The sequence below is a fragment of the Pseudomonas sp. PB103 genome, assembly GCF_009764635.1.
GTDB lineage: Bacteria > Pseudomonadota > Gammaproteobacteria > Pseudomonadales > Pseudomonadaceae > Aquipseudomonas.
Genome location: NZ_RWIL01000082.1, coordinates 1 through 19728 on the forward strand (window position 1 = coordinate 1; position 19728 = coordinate 19728).

Here is a 19728-nt window from a genome sequence, read left to right on the forward strand (position 1 = left end):
CCTGCGGCAGCTCCTACATGAGACTTGTGTAGGAGCTGCCGCAGGCTGCGATCTTTTGATGTTGCGGTTATTTCAGGGCCGCGAGGATTTCGTCCGGGTCGAACCCACGTATCAACGTGCCATTGACGTCGATCAACGGAATCCCGCGTCCACCCAATGCCTCATACGCCTTGCGCGCCTCGGCATCCTTCTCGATGTCGAACTCCTTGAACGCAATCCCCTTGCTGTCGAGAAAACGCTTGGTCTGTTTGCAGTAGCCGCACCAGTCGGTGGCGTAGAGCACGACGTTGGCCTGCGCGCGCGTCTGCTCGGCAACCATTTGTGACGGATTGAACACCCGCTCGATCTTGCCCCAGTTCTGATAAACCACGACCACCAGCAGAACCAGCGCGACCTTCTTCAGCACATTGCCGAGCATCAGTTGCGCCGCTTCAGCTGATCGGTCAGCGACGTCGGCAAACCTTTGATCACCAGGGTGCCAGCCTCTTCGTCGTACTCGATCTTCGAGCCCAGCAGATGCGCTTCAAAGCTGATCGACAGGCCCTCGGCGCGGCCGGTAAAGCGGCGGAATTGATTGAGGGTGCGTTTGTCCGCCGGAATCTCTGGCGACAGGCCGTAGTCCTTGTTGCGGATGTGATCGTAGAAGGCTTTCGGGCGCTCTTCGTCGATCAACTCGGAGAGTTCTTCCAGGCCCATCGGTTCGCCGAGTTTGGCCTGGCTGCTGGCGTAATCGACCAGGGTCTTGGTTTTCTCGCGGGCCGACTCTTCCGGCAAGTCTTCGCTCTCGACGAAATCGCTGAAGGCCTTGAGCAACGTGCGTGTCTCGCCCGGGCCGTCGACGCCTTCCTGGCAACCGATGAAGTCGCGGAAGTACTCCGAAACCTTTTTGCCGTTCTTGCCCTTGATGAACGAGATGTACTGCTTGGACTGCTTGTTGTTCTGCCACTCGGAGACGTTGATGCGCGCCGCCAGGTGCAACTGGCCAAGGTCGAGGTGGCGCGACGGGGTCACGTCCAGCTCGTCGGTCACCGCCACGCCTTCGCTGTGGTGCAGCAGGGCGATAGCGAGGTAATCGGTCATGCCTTGCTGATAGTGGGCGAACAGTACGTGACCGCCGACCGACAGGTTCGACTCTTCCATCAGCTTTTGCAGGTGCTCGACCGCGACTTTGCTGAACGCGGTGAAGTCCTGGCCGCCTTCCATGTATTCCTTCAGCCAGCCGCTGAACGGGAACGCGCCGGATTCCGGATGGAACAGACCCCAGGCTTTGCCCTGTTTGGCGTTATAGCTTTCGTTGAGGTCGGCGAGCATGTTCTCGATGGCTGCAGACTCGGCCAGTTCGGTGTTACGGGCGTGCAGAACTGCGGGCGTGCCGTCGGGTTTTTTGTCGATCAGGTGGACGATGCAATGACGGATCGGCATGGGCTTCTCGGCTGTTGGAAGGGAGGAGGGCAGGCTCCCCCGAAAAAGCGCCCAGTGTACCCGATTCTCAGCACAGGCCTCCTGTAGGAGCTGCCGCAGGCTGCGATCTTTTGATCTGGAATTTTAAAAAACAAGATCAAAAGATCGCAGCCTTCGGCAGCTCCTACATAACCGGGGAAACTGCGTTGGCGGCAGCGTATACGGGGGGTTGTAGGGCAAAACCGGGGCGTGCGAACGGGCTTATGCAGTTTTTTACCGATTTAGAGCAATAAAGCTGACCAAATGGGTAGCTAGAGGCGGATATTTCCCCGTCTCTGTGCTAGTTTTGCCCGGTCTTACGCGAAGTCACTGCGTTAAGCGTGCAATCAGCATTTGTCAGGTCGAACCAAACCCTGATTTCGGCATCTATAACCCGACTCGTCGTGGTTATCGCCGAGGGTGCCAGATCCAGAAGATCGGGCTCGATGGCTGACACTGCACTCTGCAATCCATATGAATTTGATAGGGAAGGAACACTACATGGCTCTTACTAAAGACCAACTGATCGCCGACATCGCTGAAGCTATCGACGCGCCGAAAACCACCGCGCGTAACGCTCTGGACCAACTGGGCCAAATCGTTGCCGATCAGCTGGAAAACGGCGGCGAAATCACCTTGCCTGGTATCGGCAAGCTGAAAGTGACCGAGCGTCCTGCCCGCACTGGCCGTAACCCTTCGACTGGCGCTGCCATCGAAATCCCTGCGAAGAAAGTGATCAAGCTGGTTGTGGCCAAAGGCCTGACCGACGCTGTGAACAAGTAAGACGCAGCAATAAAAAACCGTGCACCGGAGTGATCCGGGCACGGTTTTTTTGTGCCTGCGATTTGACGCGTTACCCCTGTAGGAGCTGCGGCACGCTGCGATCTTTTGATCTTGCGTTTAAAAAATCACGATCAAGATCAAAAGATCGCAGCGTGCCGCAGCTCCTACAGGGGGCCGAGCAGGGTTAGCGGGTCCAGCGCTCGCGGCGCCAGATCTGCTGTTCGGACTTGGTCTGGAAGGTCCAGGCGACGAAACGGCTCTGCTTCTGCCCCTGGGACATCTCCACCACCTGGCTTTCCAGCACGCCGGCCTTTTTCAGTGCGGTTTCGATGGCTGGCAGGTTCGAGGCTTTCGACACCAGCGTGCTGAACCACAGCACCTTGTGCTGGAAATTCGCGCTCTCGGCGATCAGTTGCGTCACGAATCGCGCTTCACCGCCTTCACACCACAGCTCCGCCGACTGGCCACCGAAGTTCAGCACCGGCAGTTTGCGTTTCGGGTCGGCCTTGCCCAGTGCGCGCCATTTGCGCTCGCTGCCCTTGGTCGCTTCGTCCATCGAGGCGTGGAACGGCGGGTTGCACATGGTCAGGTCAAAGCGCTCGCCCGGTTCCAGCAGGCCGATCAGGATGTGCTTGCGATTTTCCTGCAGGCGCAACTGGATCACCTTGTTCAAGTCGTTGGACTGAACGATGGCTTTGGCGGCAGCCACGGCCGTCGGGTCGATCTCCGAGCCAAGGAAGTGCCAGCGGTATTCGCTGTTACCGATCAGCGGATACACGCAGTTGGCGCCCATGCCGATGTCCAGCACGTTGACGATTGCGCCGCGCGGCACCTTGCCGTCGTTCATGCTCGCCAACAAATCCGCGAGGAAGTGCACGTAATCGGCACGGCCCGGTACAGGCGGGCAGAGGTAATCCGCTGGGATGTCCCAATGCTGGATGCCATAAAACGACTTGAGCAGCGCCCGGTTAAACACGCGCACCGCATCGGGGCTGGCGAAGTCGATGCTTTCCTTGCCGTACGGGTTGGTGATCACGAACTTCGCCAGTTCCGGCGTGGTCTTGATCAGCGCCGGGAAGTCGTAACGACCCTGGTGGCGATTGCGCGGGTGCAGGCTGGCCTTTTCACGCGGTTCGACGGTCTTGGCCGGGGTCGCGGAGTCAGGCTTCTTGCGCGCAGGTTTGGGTGTGCGGGGGGCGTTCATGGGCGTGGTCGATTCGGGTATGGCTGAAAGTGGCGGGTATTGTCCCACAAAGTGGGCATCAGGAAGCCTACTGATGCGTCCGCCTTCATCTCAGATCACTTTCAACCACCTCGCAACGCAGCAACTGAGCGCTCACTTCATAAAGACGAAGGTCGCGGCAGTCGGCATCAAGATAGCAGAGGCTTGGGGGAATCCACGTTGATAGTGAAACTAAGCCCTATGTCTCCAACCTCGAAGAGGTTTTTTGATGTCTTGTAACGTCCAGTCGCGGAGATTAAGGCATCGTTGGCAAAATGTTCGATTACATCATCATAGTGTTCTTCGGTAAAAATGCAGATTAGATCTTCGGCGCAGTCAGGACGGTTTCGCAATGTAAACCTGCGATGGTCTTTGTCCAATTCTCTTATCACTCCGGTGACTTGCATCAACTGCTCCTCATCGGTTTTCTTTTTACCCAGTGCTTGGGTGATAGTTTTGCGATCGGATCGACTGATGAGCACTTGCTGAAAATTTCCAATCAGCTGTCCGCGGAGTTCGACACTCTCAATTTGTCCATGTGCCGGAGGAGCTAACTCTTTGAGAGCCTGTAGAACGTAGGCTTCCGGCTCTTCGTGCTTCGACGGATTGGTTAGCCAAGCAAACGCATCTTTAAGCTTGCTGGTTCCATTACCGTAAACCACCAGTTCCCCCTTTGCTGATTCAAGCTTTTCCTCTGCCGGCGCAGAAAAGGATACTTCAAAACTATTGAAGGCAAATCTCACAGCAGGCAAATCATAAGAACGCCTGAAACTTTCTTCCGGTCTGCCGGATGACTCATTTGGCATGACGGCTTCAAGCAGCCTTTTCAGAGCGGATGTCGGACCCGTTACCGCTTTAGCGATAACGCTGGCCGGAACTTCACCCTCTCGCAGCCCTTTACCGACCAACCGATACGACAATAGGGGCATGTGTTCCAGGAACAGAGTTGCATCTTGCTTTGGTCGGTAATCCGGCGGTACATCATTTATTTCATCGATAACCCAAGCGTTCTGCGGGTCCATTGAATACGAGCAATCGACTGCCCATAACCAAGGTTGTTTGAGTAGGTCATGAACTGTTCTCTTCCCACTCTTCAACATCTTAATTTGCGATTCTGTCGTTGTAGTAACCAGATAGCGAACAGTTTTGGTGATTCGATCATCCAGACTTTCATACCAAAAGCGCATCAAACGATCGCTGTCGATTGTTACAAAGATCTTTGGGCCATCAAAATCGTACAAAACTTCGGAAATTTCATGCGGATTGAATGGTTCAACCGCCACGTTCGGAGTCGTGATTGTCCAGCTCATCCTAAGACTCCTTAATTACGGCGAACAGCGCGCTGCGAGAAAAGTGGGTGTATGGCCACCATGTCGTGTGGCCTGGATTGGAGTTGCTCGGCGTACTGAGCGATTTTCCATGACTCGCATCGAGCACGGCACAGGCAATTCTTCCGCCCAGACGCGGAAACAATTCGCGTTGGTGCGCACAGGCATCATAGCTCATGAACACAGAGAGTCCGTGACGTGTACAGGCTGCATCGCCTGTTGCATTCGGCGCCCTGCCTCGCTCAGCCTGCGATAAACAATCTTCTTCACGAACCGTATCTTCCTGACACACCATATAAAATGAGCCAGTGCAGTCCTGAGAGGAAGGTAGAGGGCAGGCAGCTGGGAGATTGGGCGGGAAATTCATGCAAAGTCCTTTTTCTGAAGTCGCTGAGTCTACATTTGTGTTCGATTGGGGTCTACGCGGCACTCAACTGCATGCGAAGCGTAGTGTTGCTAGCCCGTCGCTGTAACGAAGTCTCCGGAATTTGACAGTGCAACAAGTTGATTCCATGTCTATAAAAATGAAAAAAGGGAGGCCATAGCGACCTCCCTTTTTCAGTGCGATTTGCCGTTACAGGCTGGCAATCCGCGCGTGCTGCTCGGCCAGTTTGGCCAGGGCCTGTTCAGCCTCGGCCAGTTTGGCGCGTTCCTTCTCGATGACTTCGGCCGGGGCTTTGTCGACGAAACCGGCGTTGGACAGTTTGCCGCCAACGCGCTGGACTTCGCCCTGCAGACGCAGGATTTCCTTGTCCAGACGCGCCAGTTCAGCGCCCTTGTCGATCAGACCGGCCATCGGCACCAGCACTTCCATCTCGCCAACCAGTGCGGTGGCGGACAACGGCGCTTCTTCGCCAGCCGCCAGAACGGTGATCGATTCCAGACGCGCCAGCTTCTTCAGCAGCGCTTCGTTCTCGGTCAGGCGGCGCTGGTCTTCAGCGCTGACGTTCTTCAGGTAGATCGGCAGTGGCTTGCCCGGGCCGATGTTCATTTCGCCACGAATGTTGCGCGTGCCGAGCATTAGTTCCTTGAGCCATTCGATGTCGTTCTCGGCGGCCGGATCAATGCGTTCTTCATTGGCCACTGGCCAAGGCTGCAGCATGATCGTCTTGCCCTGAATACCGGCCAGCGGCGCGATGCGCTGCCAGATTTCTTCAGTGATGAACGGCATGAACGGATGCGCCAGGCGCAGCGCCACTTCCAGCACGCGAACCAGCGTACGGCGAGTGCCGCGCTGACGCTCAACCGGCGCGTTCTCGTCCCACAGCACTGGCTTGGACAGTTCCAGGTACCAGTCGCAATACTGGTTCCAGATGAACTCGTACAGCGCTTGCGCGGCGAGGTCGAAACGGAACTGATCGAGTTGACGGGTCACTTCGGCTTCGGTGCGCTGCAACTGCGAGATGATCCAGCGATCCGCCAGCGACAGTTCGTAGGCTTCGCCGTTCTGGCCGCAATCTTCGCCCTTGTCCAGAACGTAACGCGCGGCGTTCCAGATCTTGTTGCAGAAGTTGCGATAGCCTTCAACGCGGCCCATGTCGAACTTGATGTCGCGACCGGTCGAAGCCAGCGAGCAGAAGGTGAAGCGCAGGGCGTCGGTGCCGTAGCTGGCGATGCCGTCGGCGAACTCGTCGCGGGTCTGCTTCTCGATCTTCTTCGCCAGTTTCGGCTGCATCATGCCGGAGGTGCGTTTCTGCACCAGGTCTTCCAACTCGATACCGTCGATGATGTCCAGCGGGTCAAGGACGTTGCCCTTGGACTTGGACATCTTCTGGCCCTGGCCATCACGCACCAGACCGTGCACATAGACGGTCTTGAACGGCACCTGCGGCGTGCCGTCCTCGTTCTTGATCAGGTGCATGGTCAGCATGATCATCCGGGCAACCCAGAAGAAAATGATGTCGAAGCCCGTCACCAGTACGTCGGTGGAGTGGAATTTCTTCAGGAACTCGGTTTTTTCCGGCCAGCCCAAGGTGGAGAACGTCCACAGACCCGAACTGAACCAGGTGTCGAGTACGTCGTTATCCTGCTGCAGCGCAACGTCCGGACCGAGGTTGTGCTTGGCACGCACTTCGGCTTCGTCGCGACCGACGTAGACCTTGCCCGACTCGTCGTACCAGGCCGGAATCCGGTGGCCCCACCACAGCTGACGGCTGATGCACCAATCCTGAATGTCGCGCATCCACGAGAAGTACATGTTTTCGTACTGCTTCGGCACGAACTGGATGCGGCCGTCTTCAACGGCAGCAATCGCAGGCTCGGCCAGTGGTTTGGTCGAGACGTACCACTGGTCGGTCAGCCACGGCTCGATCACGGTGCCCGAACGGTCGCCTTTCGGCACTTTCAGGTTGTGATCGTCAACACTGACCAGCAGGCCGGCGGCGTCGAACGCAGCGACGATCTGCTTGCGCGCTTCGAAACGCTCAAGACCGGCGTACTCGGCCGGAATTGCGCCGTCGATGCTTTCGTTCAGCGTACCGTCGAGGTTGAACACCTGGGCTGCCGGCAGCACGTTGGCATTCTTGTCGAAGATGTTCATCAGCGGCAGGTTGTGGCGCTTGCCGACTTCGTAGTCGTTGAAATCGTGGGCCGGGGTGATTTTCACGCAGCCGGTGCCGAATTCAGGATCGCAGTAATCGTCGGCGATGATCGGGATGCGGCGGCCAACCAGTGGCAGCTCGACAAACTTGCCGATCAGGGCTTTGTAGCGCTCGTCGTTCGGGTTCACCGCGACGGCGGAGTCGCCGAGCATGGTTTCCGGACGGGTGGTCGCGACGATCAGGAAATCGTTGCCTTCAGCGGTTTTCGCGCCGTCGGCCAGCGGGTACTTCAGGTTCCACAGGAAGCCTTTCTCGTCGTGGTTTTCCACTTCGAGGTCGGAAATCGCCGTGTGCAGTTTGGTGTCCCAGTTGACCAGACGCTTGCCGCGGTAGATCAGACCGTCTTCGTGCAGGCGCACGAACGCTTCTTTAACGGCTTCCGAGAGGCCGTCGTCCATGGTGAAGCGCTCGCGGCTCCAGTCTACGGACGAGCCGAGGCGGCGGATCTGACGGCTGATGTTGCCGCCGGACTGATCCTTCCATTCCCAGACTTTCTCGAGGAATTTTTCGCGACCCAGATCGTGGCGATTCTGGCCCTGGGCTTCGAGTTGACGCTCCACCAGCATCTGCGTGGCGATACCGGCGTGGTCGGTGCCCGGCTGCCACAGGGTGTTGCGACCCTGCATGCGGCGGAAACGGATCAAGGCGTCCATGATCGCGTTGTTGAAACCGTGACCCATGTGCAGGCTGCCGGTGACGTTCGGCGGCGGGATCATGATGGTGTAGGAGTCGCCCGCGCCTTGCGGGGCGAAGTAGTTCTCGGACTCCCAGGTGTTGTACCAGGAAGTTTCAATGGCGTGCGGCTGGTAGGTCTTATCCATGCGCGGCGGGACCCTATTGGCATTAATTCAGGAAAAGCCGACGAGTATAGCGGGGCATGGGGCCGAGGGCGAGCGGGGCAGGCCGGATGTAGATCTAAATGTAGGAGCTGCCGAAGGCTGCGATCTTTTGATCTTGTTTTTTATAAATCAAAATCAAAAGATCGCAGCCTTCGGCAGCTCCTACAGGAGCGTTTATTCGTATTGGCTTAGTAGGCGTTCCATGCGCGCATCGAGGCGGCGTTTGATTTCGGTTTCGATGTGCGGGGCGAAGTCGTCGATCACGTCCTGCATGATCAATTGCGCGGCGGCGCGCAGTTCGCTGTCGAGGTGGAGCAGGGCGTCCGGGCCTTTATTCGCAGGAGCCGCAGGTGGTGCGGGTGTCGGGGCCGGCGTGGGAGGTGGTTCGACAGCGGCCGGCTCAGCGCCGACAGAGTCAAACAACATCGGAATCTGTTCCTGTTCGCCATCCTCGACCGTGTCGGTCAGCAGTGGCGGTTGCAGGTTGTCGTCGCCGAGCAACTGACGGATCGATTCGAGATCGTCCAGCAGGTGTGTCGGCTTTTGCTGCGGTTTCGGAGTGTCCATTGGAATGCTCAGAGTCGCTGTAAACGGTGATCTTGCAGAGGATAGCCCTGTTCGCGGTAGAAGCGAAAACTCTCCCGCGCCGCGGCACGAATCGTCGGGTCTTCGACCACCACTTCCGCCACCCGGGCGAACTTATTGGCGAAGGCCGGGACTTTCAGGTCGAGATTGACCAGCAAGTCCTGGTGCTGACCGCAGTCATCGCCCACACCCAACACGATCAAGCCGTCCGGCTCGCTGTCGGCGGGGCCGTGCGGCACGAAGCTTTCGCCCTTGAACGCCCACAGGCGCGCATCGAGATCGTCACGCTGGGCCGCGTCGCTGCAATGCAGGTAGATGCGGTGGCCCATGCGCCAGGCTTTTTCGGTGAGCTTGCAGGCAAAGTCCAGGCGTGCCGAAGGGTCGGCGCTGGGCAGGATATAGAAGTCGACTTTGGTCATTGCGGTTCCAGAGCGGCAAGCGGCGTCACCCGAGAGTGACGCCGCCGCCCATCAGCGGTGTCAGGCTTTGGCGCGATCGAGCAGGTATTGGGTCAGCAATGGCACCGGACGGCCAGTGGCGCCTTTGTCCTTGCCGCCGCTGGTCCATGCGGTGCCCGCGATGTCCAGGTGCGCCCAGTTGAGGTTCTTGGTGAAGCGCGACAGGAAGCACGCCGCCGTGATGGTGCCGGCTTTCGGGCCACCGATGTTGGCGATATCGGCGAACGGGCTGTCCAGCTGTTCTTGATACTCGTCGAACAACGGCAGTTGCCAGGCGCGGTCGTCGGCTGCCTTGCCGGCGCTGAGCAGTTGGCTGATCAGTTCGTCGTTATTGCCCAGCAAGCCCGAGGTGTGCGCGCCCAGAGCAACGACGCAGGCGCCGGTCAGGGTGGCGATGTCGATCACCGCTTGTGGCTTGAAACGCTCGGAGTAAGTCAGCGCATCGCACAGCACCAGACGGCCTTCGGCGTCGGTGTTGAGGATTTCCACGGTCTGGCCGCTCATGGTGGTGACGATGTCGCCCGGACGCGTCGCATTGCCGCTCGGCATGTTTTCCGCGCAAGCGAGGATGCACACCAGATTGATCGGCAGTTTCAGCTCAAGCACGGCGCGCAGGGTGCCGAACACGGAGGCAGCGCCGCCCATGTCGTACTTCATTTCATCCATGCCGGCGCCCGGCTTCAGGCTGATGCCGCCGGTGTCGAAGGTGATGCCTTTACCTACGAGCGCGTACGGCTTCTCGGATTTCTTGCCGCCGTTGTATTGCATGACGATCAGGCGCGGCGGTTGCTCGCTGCCTTGGCCGACGGCGTAGAACGAGCCCATGCCGAGGGATTTGATCTTCTTCTCGTCGAGGACTTCGACTTTCAGATCCTTGAATTCTTTGCCCAGGTTCTTCGCTTGTTCGCCAAGGAAGGTCGGGTGGCAGATGTTTGGCGGCAGGTTGCCCAGATCGCGGGTGAAGGCCATGCCGTTGGCGATAGCGGTCGCGTGGTTCACGGCGCGCTGCACTTCGGCCTGGGCAGCCTTGATGGTCAGCAGGGTGATTTTCTTCAGCGCGCGCGGTTCGGCTTTCTGGCTCTTGAACTGGTCGAAGGTGTACTCGCCGTCCACCAGGGTTTCTGCCAGCAGACGGGTTTTGCCGTAGCTGTCGCGGTTTTTGACAATAATTTCATCCAGCGCCAGCACGGCATCGCTGCCATTCAGGCCTTTAAGGGTGTTGAGGATGCCGGCAACGATTTTACGGAACGGACGGTCGCCCAGTTCTTCATCCTTGCCCACACCGACCAGCAGCACGCGTTCGGCTTTGAGGTTTGGCAGGCTGTGCAGCAGCAGGCTTTGGCCGACCTTGCCGGCCAGATCGCCACGCTTGAGGACGGCGCTGATCGCGCCACCGCTCAGTTCGTCGACCTGTTTGGCGGCGGCGCCGAGTTTGCGGCCTTCACCGACGGCAACCACCAGGGTGGCGGTTTTCAACGTTTCCGGGCTAACGCTTTTTACAACCAGTTCCATGTGCGGATCCCTGAATGAATGGTCAACACGCAGGCGTTCGACGGTGGCCGCAGTCGCCTGCTTATAGAGAGAAGAGGCGCAGGCCAAAGCCTGCGACAAGGGCCGCAGTTTGAACCTCGCTCCCCGCGCCTGACAACCCTCGGTTGTACGATCTGCAAAGGATTACAGACATGGATGAGTGTGCGCAGTGACAGGCGCCCTCAATCACAGGATAATGCCGCATCTTTTTTCGACGGCTCTGCGTTGCGGGCCGGTCGATGTGTTTGCTTGTTTGGCCGCCTTAGCCTGACAACCCTGGAGTGTCTGGTTTGATCGTCTTCCGTTATCTGTCCCGCGAAGTCCTGTTGACCCTCAGTGCCGTGAGTGCCGTGCTGCTGGTCATCATCATGAGCGGTCGTTTCATCAAATACCTCGCTCAGGCCGCTGCCGGCCAGCTCGATCCGGGTTCTTTGTTCCTGATCATGGGCTTTCGTCTGCCGGGGTTCCTGCAACTGATTCTGCCGCTGGGCCTGTTCCTCGGGATCTTGCTGGCTTACGGTCGCCTGTACCTCGAAAGCGAAATGACCGTGCTCTCGGCCACCGGCATGAGCCAGCAGAAGCTGTTTCGCATGACCCTGTTTCCGGCGACCCTGGTGGCGCTGGTAGTGGCATGGCTGAGCCTTGGTCTGGCCCCGCAAGGTGCCAACCAGTTCCAGTTGCTGCTGAACAAGCAGGACGCCCTGACCGAATTCGACACCCTTGAGCCTGGCCGTTTTCAGGCGCTGCGTGATGGCACCCGGGTGACCTACACCGAAACCCTGAGCGACGATCGCGTCAATCTGGGCAGCGTGTTCATCTCGCAGAAAAACCTCGGTGCCGATCAGAAGGATCGCGGGATTTCCGTGCTGGTGGCCGAGAAGGGCCGGCAGGAAGTGCGTCCCGACGGTAACCGTTACCTGATTCTCGACAATGGCTACCGCTATGACGGCAGTCCGGGTCAGGCCGACTACCGAGCGATTCATTACGAGACCTATGGCGTGCAACTGCCCAAGCCAGACGTCAGCGAAGAGGTCACCGACCGCGACGCCATGCCGACATCGGCCCTGTTGGGCAGCGACGACATTCGCTCGCGCACCGAGCTGCAGTGGCGTCTGTCCCTGCCGCTGCTGGTATTTATCGTGACCCTGATGGCGGTGCCGCTGTCGCGCGTGAACCCGCGCCAGGGGCGTTTCCTCAAGCTGCTGCCGGCGATTCTTCTTTATATGGCTTACCTGACCATCCTGATTGCCGCTCGCGGCGCCCTTGAAAAAGGCAAGATTCCACCGGCCCTCGGTCTGTGGTGGGTGCACGCGATCTTCCTGGTCATCGGTCTCGGCCTGCTCTATTGGGAGCCGATGCGTCTGAAGATGGCCAGCCGTCGCTCTGCTGCGCTGGAGGTGGCTCGTGGTTAAACTCGACCGCTATATCGGCAGCAGCGTGTTCATGGCGATTATCGCCGTGTTGGCGATCATCCTCGGTCTGGCGACGCTGTTTGCCTTTATCGATGAAATGGGCGACGTCAGCGACACCTACACCCTGCTTGACGTGCTGAGCTTCGTAATGCTCACCGCGCCACGTCGTCTCTACGAAATGTTGCCGATGGCGGCGCTGATCGGCTGTCTGATCGGCCTCGGCAGTCTGGCCAGCAGCAGTGAGCTGACGGTCATGCGTGCAGCGGGCGTGTCTATCGGCCGTATTGTCTGGGCGGTGATGAAGCCAATGCTGGTGCTGATGCTGGCCGGCGTGCTGATTGGCGAATACGTCGCGCCAGCCACGGAAAGCATGGCTCAGGCCAATCGCTCGCTGGCCCAGGGCAGCGGCGATGCGCAAAGTGCCAAGCACGGTATGTGGCACCGCCAGGGTGACGAGTTCATCCACATCAACGCGGTGCAACCGAACGGCCTGCTGTATGGCGTGACCCGCTACCACTTCGACAAGGAGCGCCATCTGCTCAGTTCGAGCTTCGCCAAGAAGGCCGAGTTCGACGGTAATCATTGGCAGCTCACCGACGTCGCGACCACCGTTTTTCATGAGCGCAGCACTGAAGTGGTGAACACCCCGGCCGAGCGTTGGGACGTGTCGCTGAGCCCGCAATTGCTCAGCACCGTGGTCATGGCGCCAGAAGCGCTGTCGATCAGCGGCTTGTGGGGTTACATCCACTACTTGTCCGAACAGGGCCTGAGCAATGGCCGCTACTGGCTGGCATTTTGGGTCAAGGTGTTGCAACCGTTGGTCACTGCCGCGCTGGTGCTGATGGCGATTTCCTTCATCTTCGGCCCGCTGCGTTCGGTGACCCTCGGTCAGCGTGTGTTCACCGGCGTACTGGTGGGCTTCACCTTCCGTATCGTCCAGGATTTGCTCGGCCCTTCGAGCCTGGTGTTCGGTTTCTCGCCGCTGTTCGCGGTGCTGGTGCCGGCGGGTGTCTGTGCGCTGGCGGGTGTCTGGCTGCTGCGAAGAGCCGGTTGATGACGGGCGATCCTGCCGTGCTTTAAACCTCGAAAACGCCTCGGTCGACAGATCGGGGCGTTTTTGCATGCAATCCGGGTGACAGGCGAACGTGACGCTTGCGCCGTGTATCAGGTACAATTCCCGGCTATTTTTCGGCGGGCTATGCCTGCAGCCTTTTTGAGTGTTGATCCGTGAGTGATTTGAGTCATATCCGCAATTTCTCCATCATCGCCCACATTGACCATGGCAAGTCGACGCTGGCCGATCGCTTCATCCAGATGTGCGGCGGCCTGGCCGAGCGTGAAATGGAAGCCCAGGTACTGGATTCCATGGATCTGGAACGTGAACGCGGGATCACCATCAAGGCCCACAGCGTCACCCTGTATTACACCGCCAAAGACGGCATCAAGTACCAGCTGAACTTCATTGACACCCCGGGCCACGTCGACTTCACCTACGAAGTCAGCCGTTCCCTGGCCGCGTGTGAAGGTGCACTGCTGGTGGTCGATGCCGGTCAAGGCGTTGAAGCCCAGTCCGTGGCCAACTGCTACACCGCCATCGAGCAGGGCCTTGAGGTCATGCCGGTACTGAACAAGATCGACCTGCCACAGGCCGATCCTGATCGCGTCAAAGACGAAATCGAGAAGATCATTGGCATCGATGCCACCGACGCCGTCACCTGCAGCGCCAAAACCGGCCTGGGTGTCGACGAAGTGCTCGAGCGTCTGGTGCACACCATTCCTGCGCCGACCGGCAACATCGAAGATCCGCTGCAAGCGTTGATCATCGACTCCTGGTTCGATAACTACCTGGGCGTTGTTTCCCTGGTGCGCGTGCGTCATGGCCGCGTGAAGAAGGGCGACAAGATTCTCGTCAAGTCCACCGGCAAGATCCACCTGGTCGACAGCGTGGGCGTGTTCAATCCGAAACACACCGCCACCACGGATCTGAAAGCCGGCGAAGTAGGCTTCATCATCGCCAGCATCAAGGACATTCACGGTGCACCGGTCGGTGACACCCTGACCCTCAGCTCGACGCCGGACGTTGAAGTGCTGCCCGGCTTCAAACGCATCCAGCCACAGGTTTACGCCGGTCTGTTCCCGGTCAGCTCCGACGATTTCGAGGATTTCCGCGAAGCGCTGCAGAAGCTGACCCTCAACGACTCGTCGCTGCAATACACCCCGGAAAGCTCCGACGCACTGGGCTTCGGCTTCCGTTGCGGCTTCCTTGGCATGTTGCACATGGAAATCATCCAGGAGCGCCTCGAGCGCGAGTACGACCTGGACCTGATCACCACCGCGCCGACGGTAATTTTCGAGCTGGTGCTGAAAACCGGTGAAACGATTTACGTCGACAACCCATCCAAGCTTCCGGATGTGTCGTCGATCGAAGACATGCGCGAGCCGATCGTGCGCGCCAATATCCTCGTGCCGCAAGAGCACTTGGGTAATGTCATCACCCTGTGCATCGAGAAGCGTGGCGTTCAAGTCGACATGCTGTTCCTCGGCAATCAGGTGCAGGTCACTTACGACTTGCCTATGAACGAAGTGGTGCTGGACTTCTTCGACCGTCTCAAATCCACCAGCCGCGGCTATGCTTCGCTGGACTACCACTTCGATCGTTACCAATCGGCTAATCTGGTGAAACTGGACGTGCTGATCAACGGCGACAAGGTCGATGCCCTCGCATTGATCGTGCACCGTGACAACTCGCACTACAAAGGTCGTCAGTTGACCGAGAAGATGAAAGAACTGATTCCGCGTCAGATGTTCGACGTAGCGATTCAGGCTGCCATTGGTGGTCAGATCGTTGCCCGGACAACCGTCAAGGCACTCAGAAAGAACGTATTGGCCAAATGCTACGGTGGTGACGTCAGCCGTAAGAAGAAACTGCTCGAGAAGCAAAAGGCCGGTAAGAAACGCATGAAGCAGGTCGGCAACGTGGAAATTCCACAAGAAGCCTTCCTTGCAGTGCTCAGGTTGGATAGTTAGGTCCTATGTCACTAAATTTCCCGCTGTTGCTGGTCATCGCCGTGTTCGTCTGCGGCCTGTTGGCGTTGCTCGATCTGTTGATCCTTGCACCGCGTCGGCGTGCTGCCATTGCCTCTTATCAGGGCAGTGTCGGTCAGCCAGATGTCGTGGTGGTCGAGAAACTCAACAAAGAGCCGCTGCTGGTTGAATACGGCAAGTCGTTCTTCCCGGTGTTGTTCATCGTGCTGGTGCTGCGTTCGTTCCTGGTGGAGCCGTTCCAGATTCCGTCCGGTTCGATGAAACCGACCCTGGACGTCGGCGACTTCATTCTGGTGAGCAAGTTTTCTTACGGGATCCGCCTGCCGGTGATCGACAAGAAAATCATCGAAGTCGGTGATCCACAGCGTGGCGATGTGATGGTGTTTCGCTACCCGAGCGACCCGAACGTCAACTACATCAAACGTGTAGTCGGTCTGCCGGGCGACACGGTGCGCTACACCGCTGACAAGCGTCTGTTCGTCAATGGCGAATCGATTGCCGAACAGTTGGTGGGCTCCGAACCGGGTACCTTGGGCAGCGCCGAACTGTACAAAGAAAAACTCGGCGCCGCAGAGCATCTGATCCGCAAGGAAATGAGCCGCTACCGCGCCACCCCGGACCACAGCTGGACCGTACCGGCCGGGCACTACTTCATGATGGGCGACAACCGCGACAACTCGAACGACAGTCGCTACTGGGATGATCCGAACATTCCCAAGGATCTGCTGGGCATGGTTCCCGACCAGAATATCGTCGGCAAGGCCTTCGCGGTCTGGATGAGCTGGCCGGAACCGAAACTCAGTCACCTGCCGAATTTCTCGCGGGTTGGCCTGATCAAGTAATCACACACGGCGCTGTTGACCACAGCGCCGAATGCATTTCTGGCGTCGACACAATCGGCTCCGGGGCATGAAGCCAACGATATTCAGGATGTAATTTTTGAACACAGCGTTAATTGTCCCAGGCCCGCGCCGTAACCCGGCGATGGCGGTGGAATCCAGCTTTGAACACAGCGTGGGTAAACCGTGAGCGCCTCATTAAGCCGTCTCGAGCGACAGCTCGGTTACACCTTCAAGGATCAGGAGCTGATGCTGCTGGCCCTCACGCACCGCAGTTTTGCCGGGCGCAACAACGAACGCCTGGAATTCCTCGGCGATGCCATCCTCAACTTCGTCGCTGGCGAGGCGCTGTTCGATCGCTTCCCGCTGGCCCGCGAAGGCCAATTGTCGCGTTTGCGCGCACGTTTGGTAAAAGGTGAGACGCTGGCCGTACTGGCGCGCGGTTTCGACCTTGGTGATTATTTGCGACTGGGTTCCGGGGAATTGAAGAGCGGCGGTTTCCGTCGCGAATCGATTCTGGCCGACGCCCTCGAAGCCTTGATCGGTGCAATCTATCTCGACGCCGGCATGGACATGGCGCGCGAACGCGTCCTGGCCTGGCTGGCCGGCGAGTTCGAAGGCCTGACGCTGGTCGATACCAACAAGGACCCGAAAACCCGCCTGCAGGAACACCTGCAATCGCGCGGTTGCGATCTGCCACGCTACGAAGTGGTGGATATCCAGGGCGAGCCGCACTGCCGAACCTTCTTCGTCGAATGCGAAGTTGTCTTACTGAATGAAAAAAGCCGAGGTCAGGGTGTGAGCCGTCGTATTGCCGAACAGGTAGCGGCCGCTGCAGCACTGATTGCCCTGGGCGTGGAGAATGGCAATGACTGATACAAACGCAACTCGCTGTGGCTATGTTGCCATCGTCGGCCGTCCCAACGTCGGCAAGTCGACGCTGCTGAACCACATCCTTGGCCAAAAGCTCGCGATCACCTCGCGCAAGCCGCAGACCACTCGCCACAACATGCTCGGAATCAAGACCGAGGGTGACGTGCAAGCGATCTACGTCGACACCCCGGGCATGCACAAGGGTGGCGAAAAGGCCCTGAACCGTTACATGAACAAAACCGCTTCGGCCGCGTTGAAAGACGTCGACGTGGTGATCTTCGTGGTCGATCGCACCAAGTGGACCGACGAAGACCAGATGGTCCTGGAGCGCGTGCAGTACGTGACCGGCCCGCTGATCGTCGCGCTGAACAAGACCGATCGTATCGAAGACAAAGCCGAGCTGATGCCGCACCTGAGCTGGCTGCAGGAACAACTGCCGAACGCGCAGATCATTCCCATTTCCGCGCAGCACGGGCACAACCTCGACGCGCTGGAAAAGGTCATTGCCGATCACCTGCCGGAGAACGATCACTTCTTCCCGGAAGACCAGATCACCGACCGCAGCAGTCGTTTCCTCGCCGCTGAACTGGTACGCGAGAAAATCATGCGCCAGATGGGCGCGGAGCTGCCGTACCAGATCACCGTCGAAATCGAAGAGTTCAAGCAGCAGGGCAAGACCCTGCACATCCACGCCTTGATCCTCGTTGAGCGTGACGGCCAGAAGAAGATCATCATTGGCGACAAGGGCGAGCGCATCAAACGCATCGGCACCGAAGCGCGCAAGGACATGGAGCTGCTGTTCGACTCCAAGATCATGCTCAACCTGTGGGTGAAGGTGAAGGGCGGCTGGTCCGACGACGAGCGTGCGCTGCGTTCGCTGGGTTACGGCGACCTGTAAATACGCGGTTTCTGTTTAACCAGAGAACCCTGTGGGAGCGGGCTTGCCCGCGATGAGGATGTAATGTTCAGCAGAGATGTTGAGTGTGAATCCGCCATCGCGGGCAAGCCCGCTCCCACATTTGGTTTGTGTTGATCTCAAAACCGCGTTTCTTCATCGAGAACTCAATGTCGCAAACCCCACCTCCCGCCCAACCCGCCTACGTCCTGCACAGTCGCGCCTATCGCGAAACCAGTGCGCTGGTGGATTTCCTCACACCGCAAGGTCGGTTGCGGGCGGTGTTGCGCAGTGCGCGGGGCAAGGCCGGGACCTTGGCGCGGCCGTTCGTGTCGCTGGAAGTCGAGTTCCGTGGCAAGGGCGAGCTGAAGAATGTCGGGCGCATGGAAAGTTCGGGCACCTCAGCCTGGCTCAATGGCGAGGCGCTGTTCAGCGGGCTCTATCTCAATGAACTGCTGATCCGTTTGCTCCCCGCTGAAGACCCGCACCCGGGCGTATTCGATCACTACGCCGCGACCTTGCTGGCATTGGCTGAAGGTCGTCCGCTGGAGCCGCTGCTGCGCTCATTCGAATGGCGCTTGCTCGACGATCTTGGCTACGGTTTCTCGCTGAACACCGATATCCACGGCGAGCCGATTGCCGAGGACGGTCTCTATCGCCTGCAAGTCGATGCCGGCCTGGAGCGAGTCTTTCTGCTGCAACCCGGCCTGTTCAATGGCGTCGAATTGCTGGCCATGGCCGAAGCCGACTGGACTGCCCCCGGCGCACTTTCAGCGGCCAAGCGCTTGATGCGCCAAGCACTTGCCGTTCACTTGGGCGGTCGCCCCCTCGTTAGTCGCGAGCTGTTTCGCAAGCCCTAAGGGTCTGTTTACGTCTGGACGCGGCGCAACGGGCGCTGGCTGCGCGCAGGGCCGCGTTGCTCGGAACTCATTTGGCGCAACCAAACTTCGTTCCTCGCGCCTTGCCCTGCACTCAGCCAGCATCCCGTTGCGGCCGCGCCCAGACGTAAACAGACCCTTCACCGTGTATGCTGTGCGCCGAATCTTTTTCTTCAGGAGCGCGCACCCGTGACCACCAGCAATCGCATTCTTCTTGGCGTGAACATCGACCACGTCGCCACCCTGCGTCAGGCCCGTGGCACGCGTTATCCGGACCCGGTCAAGGCGGCGCTGGATGCGGAAGAGGCGGGTGCCGATGGCATCACTGTGCACCTGCGTGAAGACCGCCGGCACATTCAGGAACGCGATGTGCTCTTGCTTAAAGACGTGCTGCAGACCCGCATGAACTTCGAAATGGGTGTCACCGAAGAAATGATGGCGTTCGCCGAACGCATCCGCCCGGCGCACATCTGCCTGGTGCCGGAAACCCGTCAGGAATTGACCACTGAAGGCGGTCTGGATGTCGCAGGGCAGGAAGAGCGGATCAAGGCTGCGGTTGAGCGTCTGTCGAAGATCGGCAGCGAAGTGTCGCTGTTCATTGATGCTGACGAGCGGCAGATTGCAGCGTCGAAGCGCGTTGGCGCACCGGCGATCGAACTGCACACCGGGCGTTATGCCGATGCTGAAACGCCGACGGAAGTGGCTGAAGAACTGAAGCGCGTTGCGGATGGCGTGGCGTTTGGTCTGGCGCAGGGGCTGATCGTCAATGCCGGTCATGGCCTGCACTATCACAACGTTGAGGCGGTGGCGGCGATCAAGGGCATCAACGAACTGAACATTGGCCATGCGCTGGTGGCGCATGCGTTGTTCGTTGGCTTCAAGTCCGCAGTGTCCGAGATGAAAGCGCTGATTCTGGCGGCTGCTCTCAAGGGTTAAGATCAAGAGATCGCAGCCTTCGGCAGCTCCTACAGGTATACATAACCCTGTAGGAGCTGCCGAAG

At 58.8% G+C, this 19728-nt stretch carries 17 protein-coding genes; 9 read left to right on the top strand and 8 right to left on the bottom strand.

What is annotated here, in order from left to right; genetic code table 11:
- Positions 1–67: 67 nt before the first annotated feature.
- Complete coding sequence (locus EJA70_RS15045) at positions 68–418, bottom strand: glutaredoxin family protein (protein ID WP_008083649.1); 351 nt, start codon at positions 416–418, stop codon at positions 68–70.
- Entirely contained in the window at positions 418–1422 is a 1005-nt protein-coding gene (yejK, locus tag EJA70_RS15050; protein ID WP_158831722.1) for a nucleoid-associated protein YejK, read from the bottom strand. The genes EJA70_RS15045 and yejK overlap by 1 nt, the downstream gene beginning before the upstream one ends.
- 519 nt (positions 1423–1941) lie before the next feature.
- Here yejK and EJA70_RS15055 point away from each other — a divergent pair.
- Positions 1942–2223 carry an HU family DNA-binding protein gene (locus EJA70_RS15055; protein WP_003221909.1) on the top strand — a complete coding sequence of 94 codons (282 nt, stop codon included), beginning with the start codon at positions 1942–1944 and terminating at the stop codon, positions 2221–2223.
- Between the two features lie 184 nt (positions 2224–2407).
- Here EJA70_RS15055 and rlmF read toward each other — a convergent pair whose 3' ends face one another.
- From rlmF to EJA70_RS15085, 6 genes are all read right to left on the bottom strand, one after another.
- Positions 2408–3427 carry a 23S rRNA (adenine(1618)-N(6))-methyltransferase RlmF gene (rlmF, locus tag EJA70_RS15060; protein WP_158831723.1) on the bottom strand — a complete coding sequence of 340 codons (1020 nt, stop codon included), beginning with the start codon at positions 3425–3427 and terminating at the stop codon, positions 2408–2410.
- Between the two features lie 167 nt (positions 3428–3594).
- Positions 3595–4755 carry a hypothetical protein gene (locus tag EJA70_RS15065; RefSeq protein ID WP_158831724.1) on the bottom strand — a complete coding sequence of 387 codons (1161 nt, stop codon included), beginning with the start codon at positions 4753–4755 and terminating at the stop codon, positions 3595–3597.
- Positions 4756–5347: 592 nt separating this feature from the next.
- Positions 5348–8194: a valine--tRNA ligase gene (locus EJA70_RS15070; RefSeq protein WP_158831725.1), complete on the bottom strand. Its 2847-nt coding sequence runs from the start codon at positions 8192–8194 to the stop codon at positions 5348–5350.
- Between the two features lie 192 nt (positions 8195–8386).
- Positions 8387–8779: a DNA polymerase III subunit chi gene (locus EJA70_RS15075; protein ID WP_158831726.1), complete on the bottom strand. Its 393-nt coding sequence runs from the start codon at positions 8777–8779 to the stop codon at positions 8387–8389.
- A gap of 8 nt (positions 8780–8787) precedes the next feature.
- Positions 8788–9216 carry a DNA polymerase III subunit chi gene (locus tag EJA70_RS15080; RefSeq protein WP_053117380.1) on the bottom strand — a complete coding sequence of 143 codons (429 nt, stop codon included), beginning with the start codon at positions 9214–9216 and terminating at the stop codon, positions 8788–8790.
- A gap of 60 nt (positions 9217–9276) precedes the next feature.
- A complete protein-coding gene (locus EJA70_RS15085; protein WP_158831728.1) occupies positions 9277–10767 on the bottom strand; it encodes a leucyl aminopeptidase in 1491 nt (496 codons plus the stop codon).
- 308 nt (positions 10768–11075) lie between these two features.
- Between EJA70_RS15085 and lptF the strand changes: the two genes are divergently transcribed.
- The 8 genes from lptF (at position 11076) to pdxJ (ending at position 19663) form a co-directional block, all read left to right on the top strand.
- Entirely contained in the window at positions 11076–12197 is a 1122-nt protein-coding gene (gene lptF / locus EJA70_RS15090; protein WP_158831730.1) for an LPS export ABC transporter permease LptF, read from the top strand.
- Positions 12190–13251 carry an LPS export ABC transporter permease LptG gene (lptG, locus tag EJA70_RS15095; protein WP_158831732.1) on the top strand — a complete coding sequence of 354 codons (1062 nt, stop codon included), beginning with the start codon at positions 12190–12192 and terminating at the stop codon, positions 13249–13251. Before lptF ends, lptG begins: the two co-directional genes overlap by 8 nt.
- Before the next feature lie 173 nt (positions 13252–13424).
- Positions 13425–15224 carry a translation elongation factor 4 gene (gene lepA / locus EJA70_RS15100; RefSeq protein ID WP_034154800.1) on the top strand — a complete coding sequence of 600 codons (1800 nt, stop codon included), beginning with the start codon at positions 13425–13427 and terminating at the stop codon, positions 15222–15224.
- 5 nt (positions 15225–15229) lie between these two features.
- The gene (gene lepB / locus EJA70_RS15105; protein ID WP_008083637.1) at positions 15230–16084 is read left to right on the top strand and encodes a signal peptidase I; all 855 of its coding nucleotides are present in this window, start codon (positions 15230–15232) and stop codon (positions 16082–16084) included.
- Between the two features lie 183 nt (positions 16085–16267).
- Complete coding sequence (gene rnc, locus EJA70_RS15110; protein WP_053117395.1) at positions 16268–16957, top strand: ribonuclease III; 690 nt, start codon at positions 16268–16270, stop codon at positions 16955–16957.
- The gene (gene era / locus EJA70_RS15115; RefSeq protein ID WP_007909024.1) at positions 16950–17852 is read left to right on the top strand and encodes a GTPase Era; all 903 of its coding nucleotides are present in this window, start codon (positions 16950–16952) and stop codon (positions 17850–17852) included. The genes rnc and era overlap by 8 nt, the downstream gene beginning before the upstream one ends.
- A gap of 167 nt (positions 17853–18019) precedes the next feature.
- Positions 18020–18709 carry a DNA repair protein RecO gene (recO, locus tag EJA70_RS15120; protein ID WP_158831734.1) on the top strand — a complete coding sequence of 230 codons (690 nt, stop codon included), beginning with the start codon at positions 18020–18022 and terminating at the stop codon, positions 18707–18709.
- Positions 18710–18916: 207 nt separating this feature from the next.
- Positions 18917–19663: a pyridoxine 5'-phosphate synthase gene (gene pdxJ / locus EJA70_RS15125; RefSeq protein WP_047292711.1), complete on the top strand. Its 747-nt coding sequence runs from the start codon at positions 18917–18919 to the stop codon at positions 19661–19663.
- Positions 19664–19728: the final 65 nt, after the last annotated feature.